This is a genomic window from Geobacillus sp. FSL K6-0789, assembly GCF_038593135.1.
GTDB lineage: Bacteria > Bacillota > Bacilli > Bacillales > Anoxybacillaceae > Geobacillus > Geobacillus stearothermophilus.
The window spans coordinates 2,026,767-2,044,904 of sequence record NZ_CP151966.1; the positions used below are offsets into that span (position 1 = coordinate 2,026,767).

Consider the following 18,138-nt stretch of genomic DNA (forward strand, 5'->3'; position numbering starts at 1 on the left):
TATCATATCATACTTCGCCGCCGAGGCTCCGTTCGTATGCTTCAATCAGCTCGCGGACGGCGGCGGTGACCGGCTTGGCGCCGGAAATGACGCTGTTCTCGAGCATCGGAAGCTTCTCTTTCACGATCGGGTCGGCGAAAAAGCGCGTTTCGATATATTCTTTATCATGGCGTGCATCCAGTCTTTTTGCTGCTGGCGGCGGCGCCGTGCTCATACAAAAACGCGTAGTCTTGCGGCGGGATGACGCCGCCGACAAAAACGAGAATGTCGCCGCGGCCGATTTTTTCAAGCTCCGCCACAAGCTGCGGCACAAGCGTTTTATGTTCACCGGCGAGCGAGCTGATGCCGACAGCGTGCACGTCGTTTTCGACCGCCTGGCGCGCCGTTTCTTCCGGCGTTTGAAAGAGCGGGCCGATGTCGACGTCAAACCCTAGATCGGCAAACGCTGTGGCGACGACTTTCGCCCCGCGGTCATGCCCATCCTGTCCCATTTTCGCAATCAAGATGCGCGGACGCCGCCCTTCCAGTTCGGCGAACTGCTCCACCCGCCGCTTCACCCGTTCGAGCTGGATTTCGTTTTTGTATTCCGAGCTGTACACGCCGCTGATCGAGCGGATGGCGGCGCGATGGCGACTCGCCACTTTTTCGATCGCGTACGAAATTTCCCCGAGCGTCGCCCGGACGCGCGCCGCTTGGACGGCAAGCTCAAGCAAGTTCCCTTCGCCCGTTTCCGCCGCTTTTGTAATGGCGGCAAGCGCCGCTTCGATCTGCTCGCTATCGCGCGTCGCCTTGAGCTCGTTCAGCCGCTCGATTTGCCGCTTTCGCACGGCGGTGTTGTCGACTTCCAAAATGTCGATCGGTTCTTCTTTGTCCGGGCGGTATTTGTTCACGCCGATGATCGTTTCCGCTCCTGAATCGATGCGCGCTTGGCGGCGGGCCGCCGCTTCTTCGATGCGCATTTTCGGGATGCCCGTTTCAATGGCTTTCGCCATCCCGCCCAAGCTTTCAATTTCTTCGATATGCACCCACGCCCGCTTCATCAACTCGTTCGTCAACGTCTCGACGTAATACGAACCGGCCCATGGATCGATCGTCCGGCAAATGCCCGTTTCTTCCTGCAAGTACAGCTGCGTATTGCGGGCGATGCGCCGTGAAAACTCATCAGCGAGTCCGACATCTTTGCGACATCGCTCATTCCGATCCCCCTTTGCCTTCCAGACATAAGAAACCGCTTTCTTTTCAAGCCGCACCTTTCCCTCTCGAACCCGTCTGCTCAGAACAAAACGCTGATGACGCTTCGTGTGGGAAAAACGGTTTCTATGTTTATTGTAGTACATCGGCCGCGTTTGGACAATGAACAAAAAGGCAAACAACTTGCTGATGCCACCATTTCGCCATGAAATGGAAAACAAAGCGGTCAAAAAAACATGAACGATCCCGAAATGGCTCGATGACTTGGCGAAACAACACCATCTCAACGATTCACAAATCCTCCAAGAAGCCCTGAAAAAACATGAAAGGAAGAGGGCGTTGTTGCATGCTCTCTTGGACGATGCTCCCTCGTCCCCCTCCAAATCGCCGCTTAGCGAAAATCTCAACTGCCATTTATTCATTGGAAAATGTTTCGCAAATCGATCACGAAATCCTTCAATACATGAACCAAAACGGCGTCATCCCGGTTGTACACTCCATGAAGTTCCAATCTTCCTGTTTTTCCGCGCAAATACACTTCCACCACTTGATTCGCCGGGTCAACGATCCAATATTCCTTCACCCCGGCCCGCTCGTACGCGATCCGTTTGTCCATCCGGTCGATTTTGGCCGTGGCGGGGGACAAGATCTCGACGACCAAATCCGGAGCCCCGACAATGCGGTTTTTTTGAATTTTGTTTTTGTCGCAGATGACGACAAGATCGGGGCATACCCAGTTTCGGACGTTTTCATCCATCCATCCCTTTCGATGATCTTCGAAAAGATACACATCGATCGGGGCGGCCAACACGCGGCAATCCTTCCCACGAAGATGCATCCCGAATTCAATGGAAAGTTGGAGCGAAACGGATTGATGTTCCGGTGTCGGCGACGGCGCCATGCTGATGATGTTCCCATCCAACACCTCGCACCGTTTTCCTTCCGGCCATGTCGCATACTCTTTGTAGGTCATAGGGGCCTGTTCCTTTTCTGGTGAATCCATATCCTCCACCTTCCTCCTAATTTTATATTGATTATACACCATCCATTCCTGTATCTTGAACGATGTTTATTCCTCTTCCCGAACGAGCGGCAGGCGGACGAATACGGTCATCCCGCGTCCAAGGTCGCTGTCGAACCAAATCGCGCCGTCATGAAGAGAGACGATTTGTTTGACGATGGCAAGCCCCAAGCCGGTGCCGCCTTCTTTGCGAGTGCGGGCGCGATCGACGCGGAAAAAGCGCTGGCCGAGAAACGGGAGCTGGTCTTTTGGAATGCCTTTGCCCGTATCTTGGACGACAAGCTCGCCTTCCGCTTCCGAAAAGCGGGAAAGCCGCACCGTCACCACACCGCCTTCTGGGGTGTAGCGGATGGCGTTGTCAAGCAAGTTGCGCACGACTTGTTCGAGCCGGTCGGCGTCGCCGTTGACGATGATGTCATAGTCCAACTCGCACGCCAGCTCGATCCGCTTTTGCGCGGCGATCGGTTCGTACGTGGCGATGACATCTTCGATCACTTGGGCGAACGCCACCGGCGCGCGCTCGAGCGGCACGCTTTGCCCTTCAAGGCGCGCCAGGTCAAGAAGATCGCGCACCAGCCGCTCCATCCGCTCCGTTTCGCGGCGGATGAGGCGAAGGTACGCCTTTTCTTCTTCCTTCGTTTTCGCGAGGCCAGCAAGGAGCGCTTCGCTGTATCCTTTCATATAGCTGAGCGGCGTGCGCAGCTCATGCGAGACGTTCGCTAAAAACTCGCGCTTCCGCTCGTCTTCTTTGGCAATGGCGTCCGCCATTTGGTTGAACGCCTCCGCCAGGCGGCCGATTTCATCATCGCTCCGCACGGGGATGTCCGCTTTGTAGCGTCCTTCCGCCATGCGTTCTGCCGCTTGTTCCATCGCCTGCAGCGGCTCGGTCATCTGCCGCACCATCCGTCGGCCGACAACCAAAAGCGCGGCGGCGAATATGGCGGCCAACGGCCAAAACGCGGCGGCCGCCCGCTTCGTTGCTTCCTGAACGTCGGCTAACGGCAAATACAAGTAAATCGCTCCTTCAAGCCGCTTGCCGTCCAAAAGCGGAACGACGACCGCCATCACGCGGCGGCCGAACCGCTTTTCGTATCCCGTTTTGACAACAGGCTTCCCGGCTAACAATGTTTCCCGGTCGCGGCCGCTGACTAACGCGTCATAGTGGACCGGAAACGGAAAGCAGGCGCTCAGTTCGCGCGGGTTGTCAATCAATAAGATCGTGGCCGTTGATTTTTCGTCATACCATTCGATTTGACGGCGATATGCCTCCGTCACCGCCCCGCCGCGATAGTCGCGGGCGAGGCTCGTCCCTTCCGCGATCAACGTTCGCTCAACTTCTTTCATGTACACCGTCCGGTAAAAATAATTGAGAAGACCAAAAGAAAACGCCAGCGTCACCACGACCGCGGCGCCGATCGACAGCCATAGTTTTTGTCCTAACCGAAGCCGTTTCATGTTCATCCCTCAAACTTGTAGCCGATGCCCCAGACGGTTTGGATATGGCGAGCGGCGTCTTTCAGCTTCATGCGCAGCGTTTTCACATGCGTATCGACCGTGCGAGCGTTTCCTGTATAATCATATCCCCACACTTTGACGAGCAAGTCGTCGCGGCTGAACACCTGACCGCGGTGCTTCGCCAAAAACAGCAACAGCTCAAACTCTTTCAACGTCAATTTCACCGGTTTGCCGCCAACGGTCACGGTTCGGCCTTTTTCGTCGATGACAAGGTCGCCAAATTGCAGCCGTCCGTCGTGCTCGCGGACACGCTGCACCCGGCGCAGCACCGCCTCAAGGCGGGCGATGAGCTCTCCCGGGCTGAACGGTTTGACGATGTAATCGTCGCCTCCCAGCTTCAATCCTTTCACTTTGTCCCATTCTTCGCCAAGCGCGGTCAAAAACAAAATCGGCACGTCCGACTGCTCGCGGATGCGGGCGCAGACGGCGAATCCGTCCTGTTTTGGCATCATGACGTCCAACAGCACGGCATCAACCGGATGTTGCGAAAGCAGCACCAGCGCTTCTTCCCCGTCCCCTGCTTCGAGGCAGCGAAAGCCGGCGTTTTCCAAATACATGCCAACGAGCAGGCGCATTTCTTCTTCATCATCGACGATTAAAACGGTTCGTTCGCTCATGTTCGTCCCTCCCGAATGAATAGTTGCAGCGGGCCGTCTCCCGTCTTCCAACGGACAAGCGGACGCAACGTCGCCTCATCGACCACGATGATTTCATCGCTGTCATAGCTCGCGATATACAAACGACCGAACGCCGCTTCCATCGCAAATGGATTGGCGCCGACAGACGCCGAAGCGAGTTTCTTTCCATCTAGGGAAAATTGGTAAACTGTGTTGGAGCCATGGCTTAGCACAAACACGCCGCGGCCTGTTTCGACGAAATCGACCGGCATGACCGGAGCGGCGATCGTCCGGAGCAAGCGGCCGTCTTGCAGTGAGTAGACATGAATGTTCGTTTCCACACGGCTTCCGCTGCCGTGCCCGCCGACCCACAGCTCCTCTTGTCGCTCACGCACCACTCCGCCCAAGGCGAACTTCGGCACGGCGAACGAACGGATGACGCGGCGGCGGTCCACATCGATGATCCACGTCCGTTCGTCTTGAAAATCGATCACATACAACCTCGTTCCAGCGCGATTGACCAGCAGCGTCATCGGGGAGCGTCCGACCGAAAGGCGGGCGATTTCTTTCCCGTCCCGGCTCACAACGCGCACCGCGTGATGGGTGCTGTCGCCAAAAAACCACGTGCGGCCATCCGGAGATGGAGCAGCGCTCACAATGCCGCTTCCTATTTTCCATTCGCCAAGCAGCTTCCCGGTCGCGAGATCGTACCGATAGACCCCGTCAAGATCCCGCCCGTACAAAAAAAGCGTCCGGCCGTCTGGGCTCAACACCCCGCCTTGAAACGGCTGATCAATGTTCCAGCGGGCGATTTTGCCGCCATTTTTCGCGTTCAAAAAGGTGACCGTTTCCGCTTTGACATCGAGACTGATGACGACCGACAGCGAATCAGCGATCGGAGGAAACGATGTCTTCGCGCAGCCGCTTAGCATAAAGAACAAACACAACAGCATCCATACGCTCTCTCGTTTCATCTCGAGTTTCTCCTTCACCTATTCGTTTCTGCCCCCATTATACCTCACATTTGTGAGAGAAGTTTGAAATCGCGCCATGCAAAAACCCCACCGCCAACCGATGGCGATGGGGGAACCGTTAATAAATCGGCGTGTTGTCTTTGTTCATATTTTCCAAAATCGCTTTGACGCGGGCAAGGAAGCGTCCACAAATGAGGCCATCCAAGACGCGGTGGTCAAGCGACAAGCATAAGTTGACCATGTCGCGGATGGCGATCATGCCGTTTTTGACGACGGGTCGTTTGACGATCGTTTCCACTTGCAAAATGGCCGCTTGCGGGTAGTTGATAATGCCCATCGACTGCACCGAGCCGAACGCGCCGGTGTTGTTGACGGTGAACGTGCCGCCCTGCATGTCTTCCGGGCGCAGTTTGCCGGCGCGCGTTTTCGCCGCCAGTTCAGCGATTTCACGGGCGATGCCTTTGATCGTTTTTTCATCGGCGTGCTTGATGACGGGCACGAACAAGGCGTCATCCGTCGCGACGGCGATCGAGATGTTGATGTCTTTGCGTTGAATGATCTTATCGCCCGCCCACGTCGAGTTCAGCTGCGGGAATTCTTTCAGCGCTTGGGTGACCGCCTTGACGAAGAAGGCGAAATACGTCAAATTGAAGCCTTCACGCCGCTTGAACTCGTCTTTGATGGCATCGCGGTAGGCGACAAGATCGGTGACGTCGACTTCGACCATCGTCCAAGCGTGCGGCGCTTCGTGTTTGCTGCGGAGCATGTTCGCGGCGATCGCTCTGCGCACCGGGGTGACCGGAATTTCGATGTCGCCCGCTCCGGCTTCGACGTTCGGGGCCGCTAGTTTGACCGGCGCTGCTTGCGGCGCAGTTGGCGCGGCCGCGGCAGACGGTTGAGCCGCCGCGGCGGCTGTGGCCGGTTGTTCCGTTCTCGGTTCCGCTTTTGGCGCCGCTTGTTCCGCCGCCGGTGCCGCTCCCGCTTTCGGAATTTGGCCGGACTCAATGAGCTTCAGCAAATCTTTGCGCGTCACCCGCCCGCCAAGGCCGGTGCCTTCGACTTGTTCGAGGTCAATGCCGTGTTCCTGAGCCAAGCGGAGCACGGCCGGCGAATAGCGGCCGTTGTTTGCCCGGCCGGCCTTTTTCGGAGCGGCTGGCTTGGCGTTGTCTTCTGCTTTCGGCGCTTCATCCGCCGGCTTCGCTTCCGAAGCCGGTGCAGCGCCTTCGACTTCGATCGTGCAAATCGGCGCGCCGACTGGGAGCGTCTCCCCTTCTTTGGCGATCAGCTCGCGGATGACGCCGGCAAACGACGACGGAATTTCCGCGCTCACTTTATCGGTGATGACTTCAGCGATCGGGTCGTATTTGTTCACTTTGTCGCCCGGGGAAACGAGCCATTTGCTGATCGTGCCTTCCGTGACGCTTTCCCCGAGCTGAGGCATCGTCAATTGTTCGATGGCCACATCGATACCCTCCTATCTTGGCTGCAATGTCTTCGCCGCGGCGCCCCGGCCGCCTGCGGTTCGCCTCAAAACTTGAGAAGCTCCGCTGCGGACCGGGGTTCTCCGCTCCTCCACTGCTCCTACAATGAACCTCCCCCACTTATCGAAGTGGGGGTTTCCTGTTTCCCCTTCGGAGGTGGATGCATGATAGGCTGGTTGGCAGCCTATCTGCAGGCAACACCTGGCACCCGTCCCGTTGGGAGCCACAGGCAACATGAGTATCCATGATACTCAAGGGCGGGAACTCGCCATCTACGACTTCATACCTAAGCAATCCGTCGATACGTAAACGGTTTGACCGTAAATTCCAATGGGCGGATTTCACCATAATATACTTTGGCAAATAAATTCATTGCCCCATGGATATCACGGTGTCGTTTGTACCCGCATTGACATGTATAATTTCTAGAAGAAGATTTATTTTTCTTCCCGCAAACAGGGCATGTTTGCGAGGTATAACTTTCATCTTTTTTCTCGATTTGAATTCCTTCGGCATTCAATTTGTATTTGAGATAATCAAATAATTTTCCAAACGACCAATTGGATAATTTCTGATTGGTCTTTTTGTTTCGTTTCTTTTTCGTATTCCGTTGGATTCCTTCGATATCTCCAATGACGACTTCTTTCACTTGGTTTTCCAAACACCAACGAACAAATTGTCTCGTGGTTTTGTGCAGTGCATCCTTTAGTTGTGCCTCTGATTTCGAAAGTACATATTGTTTCGCCCGATTGTACTTTTTCCATTGTTTGGAGCCTTTTTTGCATCTGCTCATGAGTTTTTGCAGTTCTTTTAATTTCTTGTTTCTCAACCGATGAATGCTTCTTATTTTTCTTCCCGTGATAATGAGGCTTTCCCCATTTTCACAAATGGCTGCGATGGTGTGAATTTCCCCTGGGTCAATAGCAACACGGTTTTTACATGGATTTTCTTTTGGTTTTTTCCCATCTTCATACGATAAACAAAGCCACAAACCACGGTCATAGACCAACTCGATTTCTTTGACTTTTCCGTTTGGAAGTTTCTCTTTGTCGATTTTCACCACCAAAGGAGATTGTCGTTTTCGATTCCAAATTCCTAGCGACAGTTCCAACGTTCCGTCTTCATGCAAAACAAACCCATCTTTTGCCCATTTCGTGTTGAAATGTTTTTTCTTTTTGTATGGATATTTGATTTTTTCTCCCAGGCGTGTTGATTATCCAATAAAATCCAAAGGGTATAGAAAAAAGAGCACCTTTCCTGTAGAATGTGAGTAACGACACAAACAAACCCAGGAGGTGCTCTCTATGAACAAGCATACCACACTCCCGAATTTGATGCAAAAACTTGTTTCGGATGAAGAGATTCAACTGATTGCCGAAGCGGTTGGGTATCGTGATTCGTCTCGAACCTTTACGTTGCGCGAGTTGATTCACTTCTTCCTGCTGGCCGCCATGCATCAATGGAAAAGCTTTCGCCACGGAGCCGATGTGGGGCCTCTGTATGGATTGCCGCGATTCCATTATTCAACTGTATCCAAGAAAGCGAAAGAAGTTCCCTATGACATCATGAAACGCTTGTTGGCGTTGATCATTTCCAAGTGCAACCGCCAAACCCGCCGTTCGCTTCGGTTTCCCAAACCGCTTCGGGTGGTGGATTCGACGACCGTCACGGTCGGGAAAAACCGCCTCCCATGGGCTCCGTATCACGGCGAACGCGCCGGAGTGAAGCTGCACGTCGCGTATTCGCCGGAATCCTCGTTGCCGGCAGACGTGGTGGAAACCATCGGACTGCGTCATGATGGCCCGGTGGGAGAACAGTTGACGAACGCTCAACAAGTGCTGGTGGAAGACCGGGCGTATTTCAAAATCGAACGCCTCGATCGATTTGTGGAGCAGCATCAGCTCTTTGTCATTCGGATGAAGGACAACATCGAACTTCATCAGAAAAAAAGCTTGAAACGCCTTTCCAGCACATCCTCATCGGTTCAAGCCGACTTCACGTGCCAGTTGGGAACGAAACAATGCCGCTCCACCAAGCGTCACCGGGTGGTGATCTTTCGAGATGCGAATGGCCGCGACATTCGGGTCGTGACGAACCTCTTCCATGCGTCTGCGGAAACCATTGCCGACATGTACCAACAACGTTGGACTGTTGAGGTCTTTTTCCGTTGGGTGAAGCAATATCTGAATGTCCCGACCTTGTTTGGCACGACGGAAAATGCGGTATACAACCAACTGTTTGCGGCGTTCATCGCGTATGTGTTGCTGCGATGGCTGTATGATCAAACCAAAAAACAGACGAACGTCTCTCTTTCCTTCATTTCGTTCGTTCGCCGTTTTTTCTCTGGGCAGCTTCCTCTCGATTGGAAATCCGGGATGGCCGCTGCTTTGTTTGAGTATGCCCAAATTTATGGAAGGCGTATGTATAATTTTGGATAATCAACACTCGTGTTTTTCTCCTTTTTTCCGTGCTTCTTTTGCCCCATCACGGGCAAAGATATATTTATGCACAACCGCCTGGATGCTTTGGCTGTGGATAGAAAAACGACCTTTTGTTGCTTTTTGCAGTTCCGTTTTGGTTATCCATTTTCCTGTTTCCAAATGATGTTCTTTTGCCAAACGAAGGCATTCGTTCCAAACTTCTGCGGAGATACGATTGCATTCAAATAGTTTTTGGATAACTTCTTTCTTTGCCCGAAAACGGGTTTTCAGCGTTCGATACATGGTTTCACCTCCTATGTTTATTGTATTCTATTGCCATCCAAAGAAGAAAGAGAAAAACAGAAAAACCGAACGCCATTCATCCCCCACCTGTAGAGGTGGGGGACTTCTGGCTGATTTATGTTAAAACGCCGCGAGTTCACGCATCGCTTTTTCGACTTTTTCCGGGTTGACCATAAAGAACTTCTCCATCGTCGGCGCATACGGCATGGCCGGAACGTCTGGACCGGCAAGGCGCATAATCGGCGCGTCGAGATCAAACAAACAATGCTCCGCGATAATGGCGGCGACTTCGCTCATGACGCTGCCTTCTTTATTGTCTTCCGTAATAAGCAGCACTTTCCCCGTTTTGCTCGCCGCTTCGATGATCGCTTCTTTGTCAAGCGGGTAGACGGTGCGCAAATCGAGCAGATGGACGGAAATGCCGTCTTGTGCGACGCGTTCGGCCGCCTGCAAGGCAAAATGGACGCACAGCCCGTACGTGATGACCGTGATGTCCTCTCCTTCACGCTTGACATCAGCTTTGCCGATCGGCAATACGTAGTCGTCTTCCGGCACCTCTCCTTTAATGAGGCGGTAGGCGCGTTTATGCTCGAAAAAGAGCACCGGATCTTCATCGCGAATCGCCGCTTTCAATAATCCTTTTACATCATACGGCGTCGACGGCATGACGATTTTCAGCCCCGGCTGGTTGGCGAAAATCGCTTCCACCGATTGAGAATGGTACAGAGCACCGTGAACACCGCCGCCGTATGGAGCGCGGATGACGATCGGGCAGTTCCAGTCGTTGTTCGAGCGGTAGCGAATGCGCGCCGCCTCCGAAATGATTTGGTTGACCGCCGGCATGATGAAGTCGGCAAACTGAATTTCCGCGATCGGGCGCAGACCGTACATCGCCGCGCCGATGCCGACGCCGACGATCGCCGATTCGGCAAGCGGCGTATCAATCACGCGCTCTTCGCCAAACTGCTCGTACAATCCTTGTGTCGCTTTGAACACTCCGCCTTTTCGGCCGACGTCTTCTCCTAACACAAACACGCGCGGGTCGCGCTCCATCTCTTCGCGAATTGCCATCGTGACCGCATCAATATAGGAAATAACAGGCATCGTCAAATCCCCTCCCTTACTCCTCGGCATACACGTAGCGAAGCGCGTGCTCCGGCTCGGCATACGGCGCCTTCTCAGCGTAGTCAGTCGCTTCGTTCACTTCCTTCATGACGCGCGCTTGAATTTCTTCATCCCGTTCATCGGTCAAAACGCCCGTTTCTTTCAAATAGTTGGCAAATGTGATGATCGGGTCTTTGGCGCGCGCCTCGGCGAGCTCTTCTTCCGTCCGGTAGACGCGATGGTCGTCATCCGACGAGTGCGACGTCAGCCGATACGTCACCGCTTCAATCAACGTTGGCCCTTCGCCGCGGCGGGCGCGGTCGGCCGCTTCCTTGACGACGCGGTATACTTCAAGCGGATCGGTGCCGTCGACCGTATAGCCCGGCATGCCGTAACCGACAGCGCGGTCGGACACTTTTTCGCACGCGAGTTGTTTCGAAATCGGCACGGAAATGGCGTACTGGTTGTTTTCGCACATGAAGATGACCGGAAGCTTGTGAACACCGGCGAAGTTTGCCCCTTCATGGAAGTCGCCTTGGTTCGACGACCCTTCGCCAAAGGTGACAAAAGCGACAAAATCTTTCTTTTCCATTTTCGCCGCTAACGCAAAGCCGACCGCATGCGGCACTTGCGTCGTCACGGGCGAGGAGCCGGTGACGATCCGGTTTTTCTTTTGCCCGAAATGGCCAGGCATTTGCCGGCCTCCGGAGTTCGGGTCTTCCGCCTTGGCGAACGCCGCCAGCATCAATTCTCTCGCCGTCATTCCAAATGTCAGCACAACCCCCATATCGCGGTAGTACGGCAGTACATAGTCCTTTGTCCGATCGAGGGCGAACGCCGCGCCGACTTGCGCCGCTTCCTGCCCTTGGCACGAGATGACGAACGGAATTTTTCCGGCGCGGTTTAACAGCCACATCCGCTCATCGAGCTTGCGGGCGAGAAGCATTGTTTCATACATTTCCAACACCGTGTCATCGCTTAATCCGAGCGCTTGATGACGGTTTTGCGCCATCACAACAACCTCCCTTAGATTCACATAGTCAACCAATGATCACGCGCCAAGCTCATGCCGCCACGAACTAAAAATGAATCGCTTTGCCATCGACCGCCAGCGCCGCTTCCGCCATGGCCTCTGACAGCGTCGGATGCGGGTGGATCGCATGGGCCACTTCCCACGGAGCTGCATCAAGCACGCGGGCGAGCCCGGCTTCGGAAATCAAATCGGTCACGTGCGGCCCGACCATATGGACGCCAAGCAGATCGTCCGTGTTCCGGTCGGCGATGAGTTTCACAAACCCTTCCGCCTCACCGAACACAAGCGCCTTGCCAATGGCTTTAAACAGAAATTTGCCGATTTTGACATCATAGCCTTTCGCTTTCGCCTCTTGTTCGGTTAAGCCGACCGCCGCCGCTTCTGGACGGGTGTAAATGCAGCGGGGCACCATCGAATAGTCAATCGGCGCTGGATTGCGCCCGGCCAAATGCTCAATGGCGACAATCCCTTCATGGGCAGCGACATGGGCCAGCTGCAGGCCGCCGATGACATCACCGATTGCGTAAATGTGCGATTCTTTCGTTTGGCCGAACTCGTTTGTTTGAATATATCCCTTCTCCACAACAATTTCGGTGTTTTCAAGACCAATTCCTTCAATGTTCGCCTGACGCCCGATGGAAACGAGCATCTTGTCGGCCGCAAACGTTTTCCGCTCGCCTTGATGCTCCGCTTGGATCGTGACGCCGTTTCCTTTCTCGAGCGTTTCCGCGAGCACCCGCGCTCCTGTGACGATGTTGACGCCGCGGCGGAGGAGCAGTTTTTCCATTTCTTTTGAGACATCTTCATCTTCTGTCGGCAAAATGCGATCGGCATACTCAAGCACGGTGACCTCCACACCGAAATCGTTGAGCATCGACGCCCATTCCATGCCGATGACGCCGCCCCCGACGATCAAGATAGACGACGGAAGCACCTCCATTTGCAGCGCCTCATCCGATGTCATCACGAATTCGCCGTCCGGCTCAAGCCCCGGTAGCGTACGCGGCCGCGAACCAGTGGCAATGACGACGAATTTCGGGACAAGCATTTCGTTTTCGCTGCCGTCGTTCATCTCAACCGACACCGTCCCCGGCAGCGGGGAAAAGATCGACGGGCCGAGCAGGCGGCCGATGCCGGCGTACACATCGATCTTCCCTTTTTTCATCAAATGCTGCACACCTTTATGGAGCTGGTCGACAATCGTTGCTTTGCGCGCCTGCACTTTCGCGAAATCAAGGCGCACATCACCGACGATGACGCCAAACGCCTCGCTATTTTTCGTTTGCGCGTACACTTCCGCACTGCGGAGCAGCGCTTTGGACGGAATGCAGCCGGCGTGCAGGCACGTGCCGCCGAGCTTCCCTTTTTCGACAACCGCCGTTTTCAAGCCGAGCTGCGAGGCGCGAATAGCGGCCACATAGCCACCCGTGCCGCCGCCGAGAATGACGACATCGTATTCTTTTGCCATCTTGTCTTCCCCTTTCTCATCCGTTGCCGCATCAACGCCGGACTGAAACCGGCGAAGCCGCTTCACCCTGAATACGTTTTTTCCTCTTCTTCGCCGCGCAGGACGCGAAGCGCCCCTTCGGCAAGCGCCTGCAGTTCGTTTTCGCCCGGATGGACGATGACATCGGCGATCCATTGCACGCGGCGAGTGATTCGTTCGACAAACGATTTGCCATACGCCAACCCGCCGGTCAAAATGATGGCGTCCACTTTGCCCGCCAATACGGCGCTTGCCGCGCCGATTTCTTTCGCCACTTGGTACGCCATCGCCTCATAGACGAGCTTGGCCTTTTCATCGCCAGCTTCGATCATGTTCTCGACTTTCACCGCATCGTTCGTGCCCAAATACCCGACAAGTCCGCCTTGACCGACGAGCATGCGCATCACTTCCTCGCGATAGTAGTCGCCCGAGAAGCATAGCGCCACCAAATCGCCGGCCGGCACCGTCCCGGCACGCTCCGGGCTGAACGGGCCTTCGCCGTCAAGCCCGTTGTTCACGTCCACCACCCGCCCTTGCTTATGGGCGCCGACCGTGATGCCGCCGCCCATATGAGCGACGATCAAGTTCAGTTCGTCATACCGCTTGCCAAGCTGCTTGGCGACGCGGCGCGCGACCGCTTTTTGGTTTAGGGCGTGGAAAATGCTGCGCCGCTCAATGAGCGGAAAGCCGCTGATCCGGGCGATTGGCTCAAGCTCATCGACGACGACCGGGTCGACGATAAACGCCGGGATGTTTAAGGCCGAGGCGAGCTCATGCGCCAAAATGCCGCCGAGATTAGAGGCGTGCTGTCCCGAATAACCGCGGCGTAAATCTTCAAGCATCGCCTCATTGACACGGTACGTCCCGCCTTCGATCGGGCGGAGGAGTCCACCACGGCCGCAGACGGCGTTCAACTTCGATAAATTGATCCCTTCTTCATCGAGAGCTTGCAAAATCGTTTGTTTGCGGAACTCATACTGATCCGCAATCGTTTTATATTGCCGAAGCACCTCCGCCTCGTGGCGGATCGTTTTTTCGAGCAATGGCCGTTCGTTTTCAAAGACGCCGATTTTCGTTGACGTCGAACCTGGATTGATCGTTAAAATGCGGAACTTCTGCTCTTGCATCGTTGTCGTCCCTCCGTCATCCGCCGGCGGGGCGGAGGCCGCCCCGCGCCGCTGTTAGCGGGCGCGACGGCGGCTTAAAATATGGTGACCATTTTGCAAAAATTGACTGCGCGCTTTGCGCATCGTTTCAATCCGTTCTTCCGCCATCCGGTCGGCGGCCACATACGTTGGAATGTTGTCGCGCTTGGCGATGGCAAACACTTTTTCGATGTTGTCATAAATTTGCTCGATTTTTTTCATCGCCCGTTCCCGATTGTAGCCGTACAGTTCGTCCGCGACGTTGATGACGCCGCCGGCGTTGATCACATAATCCGGGGCATAGACGATGCCCATTTCATGGATGATGTCGCCATGGCGCGGCTCTTTCAGCTGGTTGTTCGCCGATCCGGCGATCACTTTCGCTTTCAGTTGCGGAATCGTTTGATCGTTGATGATGCCGCCGAGCGCGCATGGAGCAAAAATGTCGCACTCCACGCCGTAAATGTCGTTCGGGTCGACCGCTTTCGCTCCGAATTCCTCGACCGCGCGCGCCACCGCTTCCTTGTTGATGTCAGTCACGATGAGTTTCGCTCCTTCTTCGTGCAAATGGCGGCACAAATGATACGCGACATTGCCGACTCCTTGGACGGCGACGACTTTTCCTTCGAGCGAATCGCTGCCGAACGCCTCTTTTGCCGCCGCCTTCATGCCGCGGTATACGCCGTAGGCGGTCGCCGGCGATGGGTTGCCGGATGAGCCGAATTCGGGCGAAATGCCGGTGACATAGTCGGTTTCTTGATAGATGATATCCATATCGGCGACGGTCGTGCCGACGTCTTCCGCCGTGATGTAGCGGCCGTTCAGCCCTTGAATGAAGCGGCCGAACGCCCGGAACATCGCTTCGTTTTTATCTTTGCGCGGGTCGCCGATGATGACCGTTTTGCCCCCGCCCAAGTTGAGGCCGGCGGCCGCGTTTTTGTACGTCATGCCGCGGGCGAGGCGCAAGGCGTCTTCAAGCGCTTCTTCTTCCGAATTGTACATCCACATGCGCGTCCCGCCGAGCGCCGGGCCGAGCGTTGTGTCATGAATGGCAATGATCGCTTTCAAACCCGATTCTTTATCTTGGCAAAACAGCACTTGCTCATAATCGTAAGTTTCCATATATTTGAATAATTCCATCTCAGATGGCCTCCTTCTTTTCATTTCGCTGCCGAACAGATGGCGAGCGCCAACGAATACAGTTTGCTTTCCGCCGAGTCGGCGCGCGACGTCAAGACGATCGGCGCCTTCGCCCCGGCGATGACCGCGCCGACTTTGGCTTTTGCAAAGTAGACGAGCGACTTGTACAACATGTTGCCGGATTCAATGTCCGGCACGAGCAAAATATCAGCCTGTCCAGCCACTTCGCTTTCAATTCGTTTATGCTTCGCCGCCGTCATAGACACTGCATTGTCCAAGGCAAGCGGCCCGTCAAGCAGGCAATGTTCGATTTGTCCCCGCTTTTGCATCATCGCGAGCGCCGCTGCATCGACGGTTGCCGGCATGGCCGGATTGACCGTCTCCACCGCCGCCAGCGCCGCGACTTTCGGACGCTCGATGCCGATGGAACGCGCCACGCTGACGGCATTGTTCACAATTTGCACTTTTTGCTCGAGATCGGGGGCGATGTTCATGGCCGCGTCGGTCACGATGATCAGCCGTTCGAACGCCGGCACGTCAAACACCGCGACATGGGACAACACCTTTCCTGTGCGCAGCCCGTATTCTTTGTTCAAGACGGCTTTCAGAAAGGTTGCCGTCGGTACGTGCCCTTTCATTAAGGCATCTGCTTCATTCAAATGAACGGCGCGCACCGCCAGTTCGGCCGCTTGGGCGACCGAATTGGTGTGAACGATATCGACATCGGCAAAACGCGCCCCCCCCTTTTTCTTTGAGCAACCGTCCGATTCGCTCCCGGTCTCCGTACAGCACAAACCGGTCGAGGCGATGCTCGAGCGCCATCGCCACCACTTCGATCACTTCCTCATCCTCGGCGGCGGCCACGGCCACCGTCCGACCTTGACATTGACTTGCTTTCTCGATTAATGTGTTCAACTTCATCGTCTGCACCAACCTTTTCTGCCAATCCGTCGAGGCACTTCTTTATACGCAAAAACCATGCCAATCACCAATATATGAAAGCGCTTTATGAAATAAAGGCTGTTGAAGTTCGTTTGTGTAATCTTTTTCACTATACGCAAATTATTGCACACTGTTTTTGTCAATGTTGTATTTTTCAAGCTTGTAGTATAAATTGCGCACCGAAATGCCGAGCGCGCCGGTCCGCCTCGCTTTTCAACTTGGCGATGAGCGCTTCCTTTTCCTAGACGAGCTCCGCCATCATTCGCGCGACGGCGCTTGGAACGATATTCGCCCCCTTGGGCGCCTGCTGGCGGATTAACTCAAGAACGTCTGCCCTCCCGGTCGTTTCAATAATCAAATCAAGCGGCTCATCCATCCATGGGCGCCAGTCGCGGCCAACCGCAATGCCCCATTTGCGCGCCAATTGCAGCCCCGGGGCGTTGTCATCAACATCAATGACGGCCACGACGTCAAACCCTGACGCTTCATGGAGCAGTTTCAGCAACGAGGTTCCGCCCCGATGATGATCACGTTTTTCATCCTGTTCCCCCACATTTCGTCCTATGCCAAATTTTGCAGACAGTTTTATCATACCCGCTTTTTCGTTCCTTGACAAATGACGGATAACGGTTATGATAATCGGTGAAGTGATTTCTGCTGGGAAAGGGACGCGATCGCGATGGGGCGAATGATTGCGCTGTTCATTTTAGTCGTTCCGGGGCTGGCGGCGGCGCTCGGCATTAAATGGATGCGCGATGCGTTGTTTGGCATCATGCAGCCGCCGTTTGCCGCCTTATGGCTGCAATTTCTCGCCGGGCTTGTGCTGTTTGCAGCCGGGTTGGCGTTTATTGGCGGGTTTTTGCTGCACCGCGACCGAAAACGGAACAAAGTGCAGGCGCGTTTTCAACGAAAACGAAAAACGCCTTGATTCGGAATTGGAAACCATCCATTTCAAGGCAAGCCAAAAAACGCCTTAACGGTTTTCGTTAAGGTGTTTTCTCTTTCCATTCCTTCGCTTGACGCGGATAGTCGGTGAAAATCGCATCCACTTTATAGGCGAACATCGTCTTCGCCGTTTTCGGCTTGTTCACCGTAAAGGGCCGGACTGCGACGCCGCGGCGCCGCGCATCCGCGGCGAAGTCCGCCGTCACCGTTCGGTGGTACGGATGCACCCCGCCTGCATTCATCGCCTGCACATACGTCCACGGGTCATAGAGCGGCTCCATATAAAGAAGCGCCGTTTCGATCTCCGGCGCCAACTGGCGGCAAAGACGCATGCTGTTATGGTTGAACGACGAGAAAATCGTCCGGTTCTCGAGCCCATAGCGGCGCACAACGGCGATCACCTTTTGCTCAAGCCTTTCATAAGCCACGAGGCTGTTTTTCAGCTCAATGTTGACTAAAAGCCGTGTCGGCGCCAGCCAGGCGAGCACTTCCTCGAGATGGGGAATCGGGCAATGGCCGTAACGGCCGTCCCATTTCGCTGCTGCGTTGAACTTGCGGAGTTCGCGGTATAGGATGTCTTTGACCCAGCCGCTGCCGTCCGTCGTCCGGTCGACCGTTTCGTCATGAATGACGACCGGTTCGCCGTCTTTCGTCAACTGCACATCGAGCTCAATGCCATCCGCCCCCGCCTTCAGCGCTTCTTCAAACGCTGCCATCGTATTTTCCGGGTGGGTTCCCGCCGCTCCGCGGTGGGCAAAAATATATGTCATGCCGTTTCTTCCTTTCCCATATAATTCGCCATTTGGCCGACAAAGCTGGCC

The 18,138-nt window shown here is 54.9% G+C and carries 16 protein-coding genes and 4 pseudogenes; 3 read left to right on the forward strand and 17 right to left on the reverse strand.

Features of this window, described 5'->3' with window-relative positions; translation table 11 throughout:
- Positions 1-7: 7 nt before the first annotated feature.
- Together NSQ51_RS10710 and NSQ51_RS10715 are read right to left on the reverse strand one after the other, a co-directional pair.
- Positions 8-204 (reverse strand): annotated as a pseudogene (locus NSQ51_RS10710) (methylmalonyl Co-A mutase-associated GTPase MeaB); the annotation flags it as partial.
- A pseudogene (locus NSQ51_RS10715) lies at positions 195-1,337 on the reverse strand (methylmalonyl-CoA mutase family protein); the annotation flags it as partial. The pseudogenes NSQ51_RS10710 and NSQ51_RS10715, both read right to left, overlap by 10 nt.
- A 43-nt stretch (positions 1,338-1,380) precedes the next feature.
- Between NSQ51_RS10715 and NSQ51_RS10720 the strand changes: the two are divergent.
- Positions 1,381-1,515: pseudogene (locus tag NSQ51_RS10720) on the forward strand (type II toxin-antitoxin system HicB family antitoxin); the annotation flags it as partial.
- A 94-nt stretch (positions 1,516-1,609) separates the two neighbouring features.
- On the opposite strand, the gene NSQ51_RS10725 reads toward NSQ51_RS10720, so the two are convergent.
- From NSQ51_RS10725 to NSQ51_RS10750, 6 genes are all read right to left on the reverse strand, one after another.
- A complete protein-coding gene (locus NSQ51_RS10725) occupies positions 1,610-2,194 on the reverse strand; it encodes a Uma2 family endonuclease (RefSeq protein WP_049624849.1) in 585 nt (194 codons plus the stop codon).
- A 66-nt stretch (positions 2,195-2,260) separates the two neighbouring features.
- A complete protein-coding gene (locus NSQ51_RS10730; RefSeq protein ID WP_049625110.1) occupies positions 2,261-3,667 on the reverse strand; it encodes an ATP-binding protein in 1,407 nt (468 codons plus the stop codon).
- 2 nt (positions 3,668-3,669) lie between these two features.
- Positions 3,670-4,344, reverse strand: coding sequence for a response regulator transcription factor (locus tag NSQ51_RS10735; protein ID WP_049625109.1), 675 nt, complete (start codon positions 4,342-4,344; stop codon positions 3,670-3,672).
- Positions 4,341-5,318, reverse strand: a complete 978-nt coding sequence (locus NSQ51_RS10740) for a lipoprotein (protein WP_049625108.1) — start codon at positions 5,316-5,318, stop codon at positions 4,341-4,343. Before NSQ51_RS10740 ends, NSQ51_RS10735 begins: the two co-directional genes overlap by 4 nt.
- 118 nt (positions 5,319-5,436) lie before the next feature.
- Positions 5,437-6,780: a dihydrolipoamide acetyltransferase family protein gene (locus tag NSQ51_RS10745; protein ID WP_121650072.1), complete on the reverse strand. Its 1,344-nt coding sequence runs from the start codon at positions 6,778-6,780 to the stop codon at positions 5,437-5,439.
- 305 nt (positions 6,781-7,085) lie between these two features.
- On the reverse strand, positions 7,086-7,928 hold the full coding sequence (locus NSQ51_RS10750) for a transposase (RefSeq protein ID WP_339239206.1): 843 nt from the start codon (positions 7,926-7,928) through the stop codon (positions 7,086-7,088).
- A gap of 175 nt (positions 7,929-8,103) precedes the next feature.
- Here NSQ51_RS10750 and NSQ51_RS10755 point away from each other — a divergent pair, with 175 nt between their 5' ends.
- On the forward strand, positions 8,104-9,237 hold the full coding sequence (locus tag NSQ51_RS10755; RefSeq protein ID WP_015375695.1) for an IS4-like element IS5377 family transposase: 1,134 nt from the start codon (positions 8,104-8,106) through the stop codon (positions 9,235-9,237).
- Here the strand turns inward: NSQ51_RS10755 and NSQ51_RS10760 are convergent, their stop codons facing one another.
- From NSQ51_RS10760 to NSQ51_RS10795, 8 genes and pseudogenes are all read right to left on the reverse strand, one after another.
- Positions 9,238-9,522, reverse strand: coding sequence for a transposase (locus NSQ51_RS10760; protein WP_339239211.1), 285 nt, complete (start codon positions 9,520-9,522; stop codon positions 9,238-9,240).
- 120 nt (positions 9,523-9,642) lie between these two features.
- The gene (locus NSQ51_RS10765; RefSeq protein WP_021322378.1) at positions 9,643-10,626 is read right to left on the reverse strand and encodes an alpha-ketoacid dehydrogenase subunit beta; all 984 of its coding nucleotides are present in this window, start codon (positions 10,624-10,626) and stop codon (positions 9,643-9,645) included.
- A gap of 16 nt (positions 10,627-10,642) precedes the next feature.
- The gene (locus NSQ51_RS10770; RefSeq protein ID WP_033016452.1) at positions 10,643-11,638 is read right to left on the reverse strand and encodes a thiamine pyrophosphate-dependent dehydrogenase E1 component subunit alpha; all 996 of its coding nucleotides are present in this window, start codon (positions 11,636-11,638) and stop codon (positions 10,643-10,645) included.
- Between the two features lie 67 nt (positions 11,639-11,705).
- Positions 11,706-13,127, reverse strand: a complete 1,422-nt coding sequence (lpdA, locus tag NSQ51_RS10775) for a dihydrolipoyl dehydrogenase (protein WP_033016492.1) — start codon at positions 13,125-13,127, stop codon at positions 11,706-11,708.
- A 62-nt stretch (positions 13,128-13,189) separates the two neighbouring features.
- Positions 13,190-14,272 (reverse strand): butyrate kinase, encoded by a 1,083-nt coding sequence (gene buk, locus NSQ51_RS10780; protein ID WP_033016450.1) that lies wholly within the window; start codon positions 14,270-14,272, stop codon positions 13,190-13,192.
- A 54-nt stretch (positions 14,273-14,326) separates the two neighbouring features.
- Positions 14,327-15,430 carry a leucine dehydrogenase gene (locus tag NSQ51_RS10785; RefSeq protein ID WP_033009431.1) on the reverse strand — a complete coding sequence of 368 codons (1,104 nt, stop codon included), beginning with the start codon at positions 15,428-15,430 and terminating at the stop codon, positions 14,327-14,329.
- 20 nt (positions 15,431-15,450) lie between these two features.
- Positions 15,451-16,351 (reverse strand): annotated as a pseudogene (gene yqiS / locus NSQ51_RS10790) (phosphate butyryltransferase).
- Between the two features lie 262 nt (positions 16,352-16,613).
- Positions 16,614-16,877, reverse strand: coding sequence for a hypothetical protein (locus NSQ51_RS10795; protein WP_230581370.1), 264 nt, complete (start codon positions 16,875-16,877; stop codon positions 16,614-16,616).
- 174 nt (positions 16,878-17,051) lie between these two features.
- Here NSQ51_RS10795 and NSQ51_RS10800 point away from each other — a divergent pair, with 174 nt between their 5' ends.
- Complete coding sequence (locus tag NSQ51_RS10800; RefSeq protein ID WP_033009427.1) at positions 17,052-17,300, forward strand: DUF2627 domain-containing protein; 249 nt, start codon at positions 17,052-17,054, stop codon at positions 17,298-17,300.
- A 58-nt stretch (positions 17,301-17,358) separates the two neighbouring features.
- On the opposite strand, the gene NSQ51_RS10805 is transcribed toward NSQ51_RS10800, so the two are convergent.
- Entirely contained in the window at positions 17,359-18,087 is a 729-nt protein-coding gene (locus NSQ51_RS10805) for a glycerophosphodiester phosphodiesterase (RefSeq protein ID WP_033009425.1), read from the reverse strand.
- Positions 18,088-18,138: the final 51 nt, after the last annotated feature.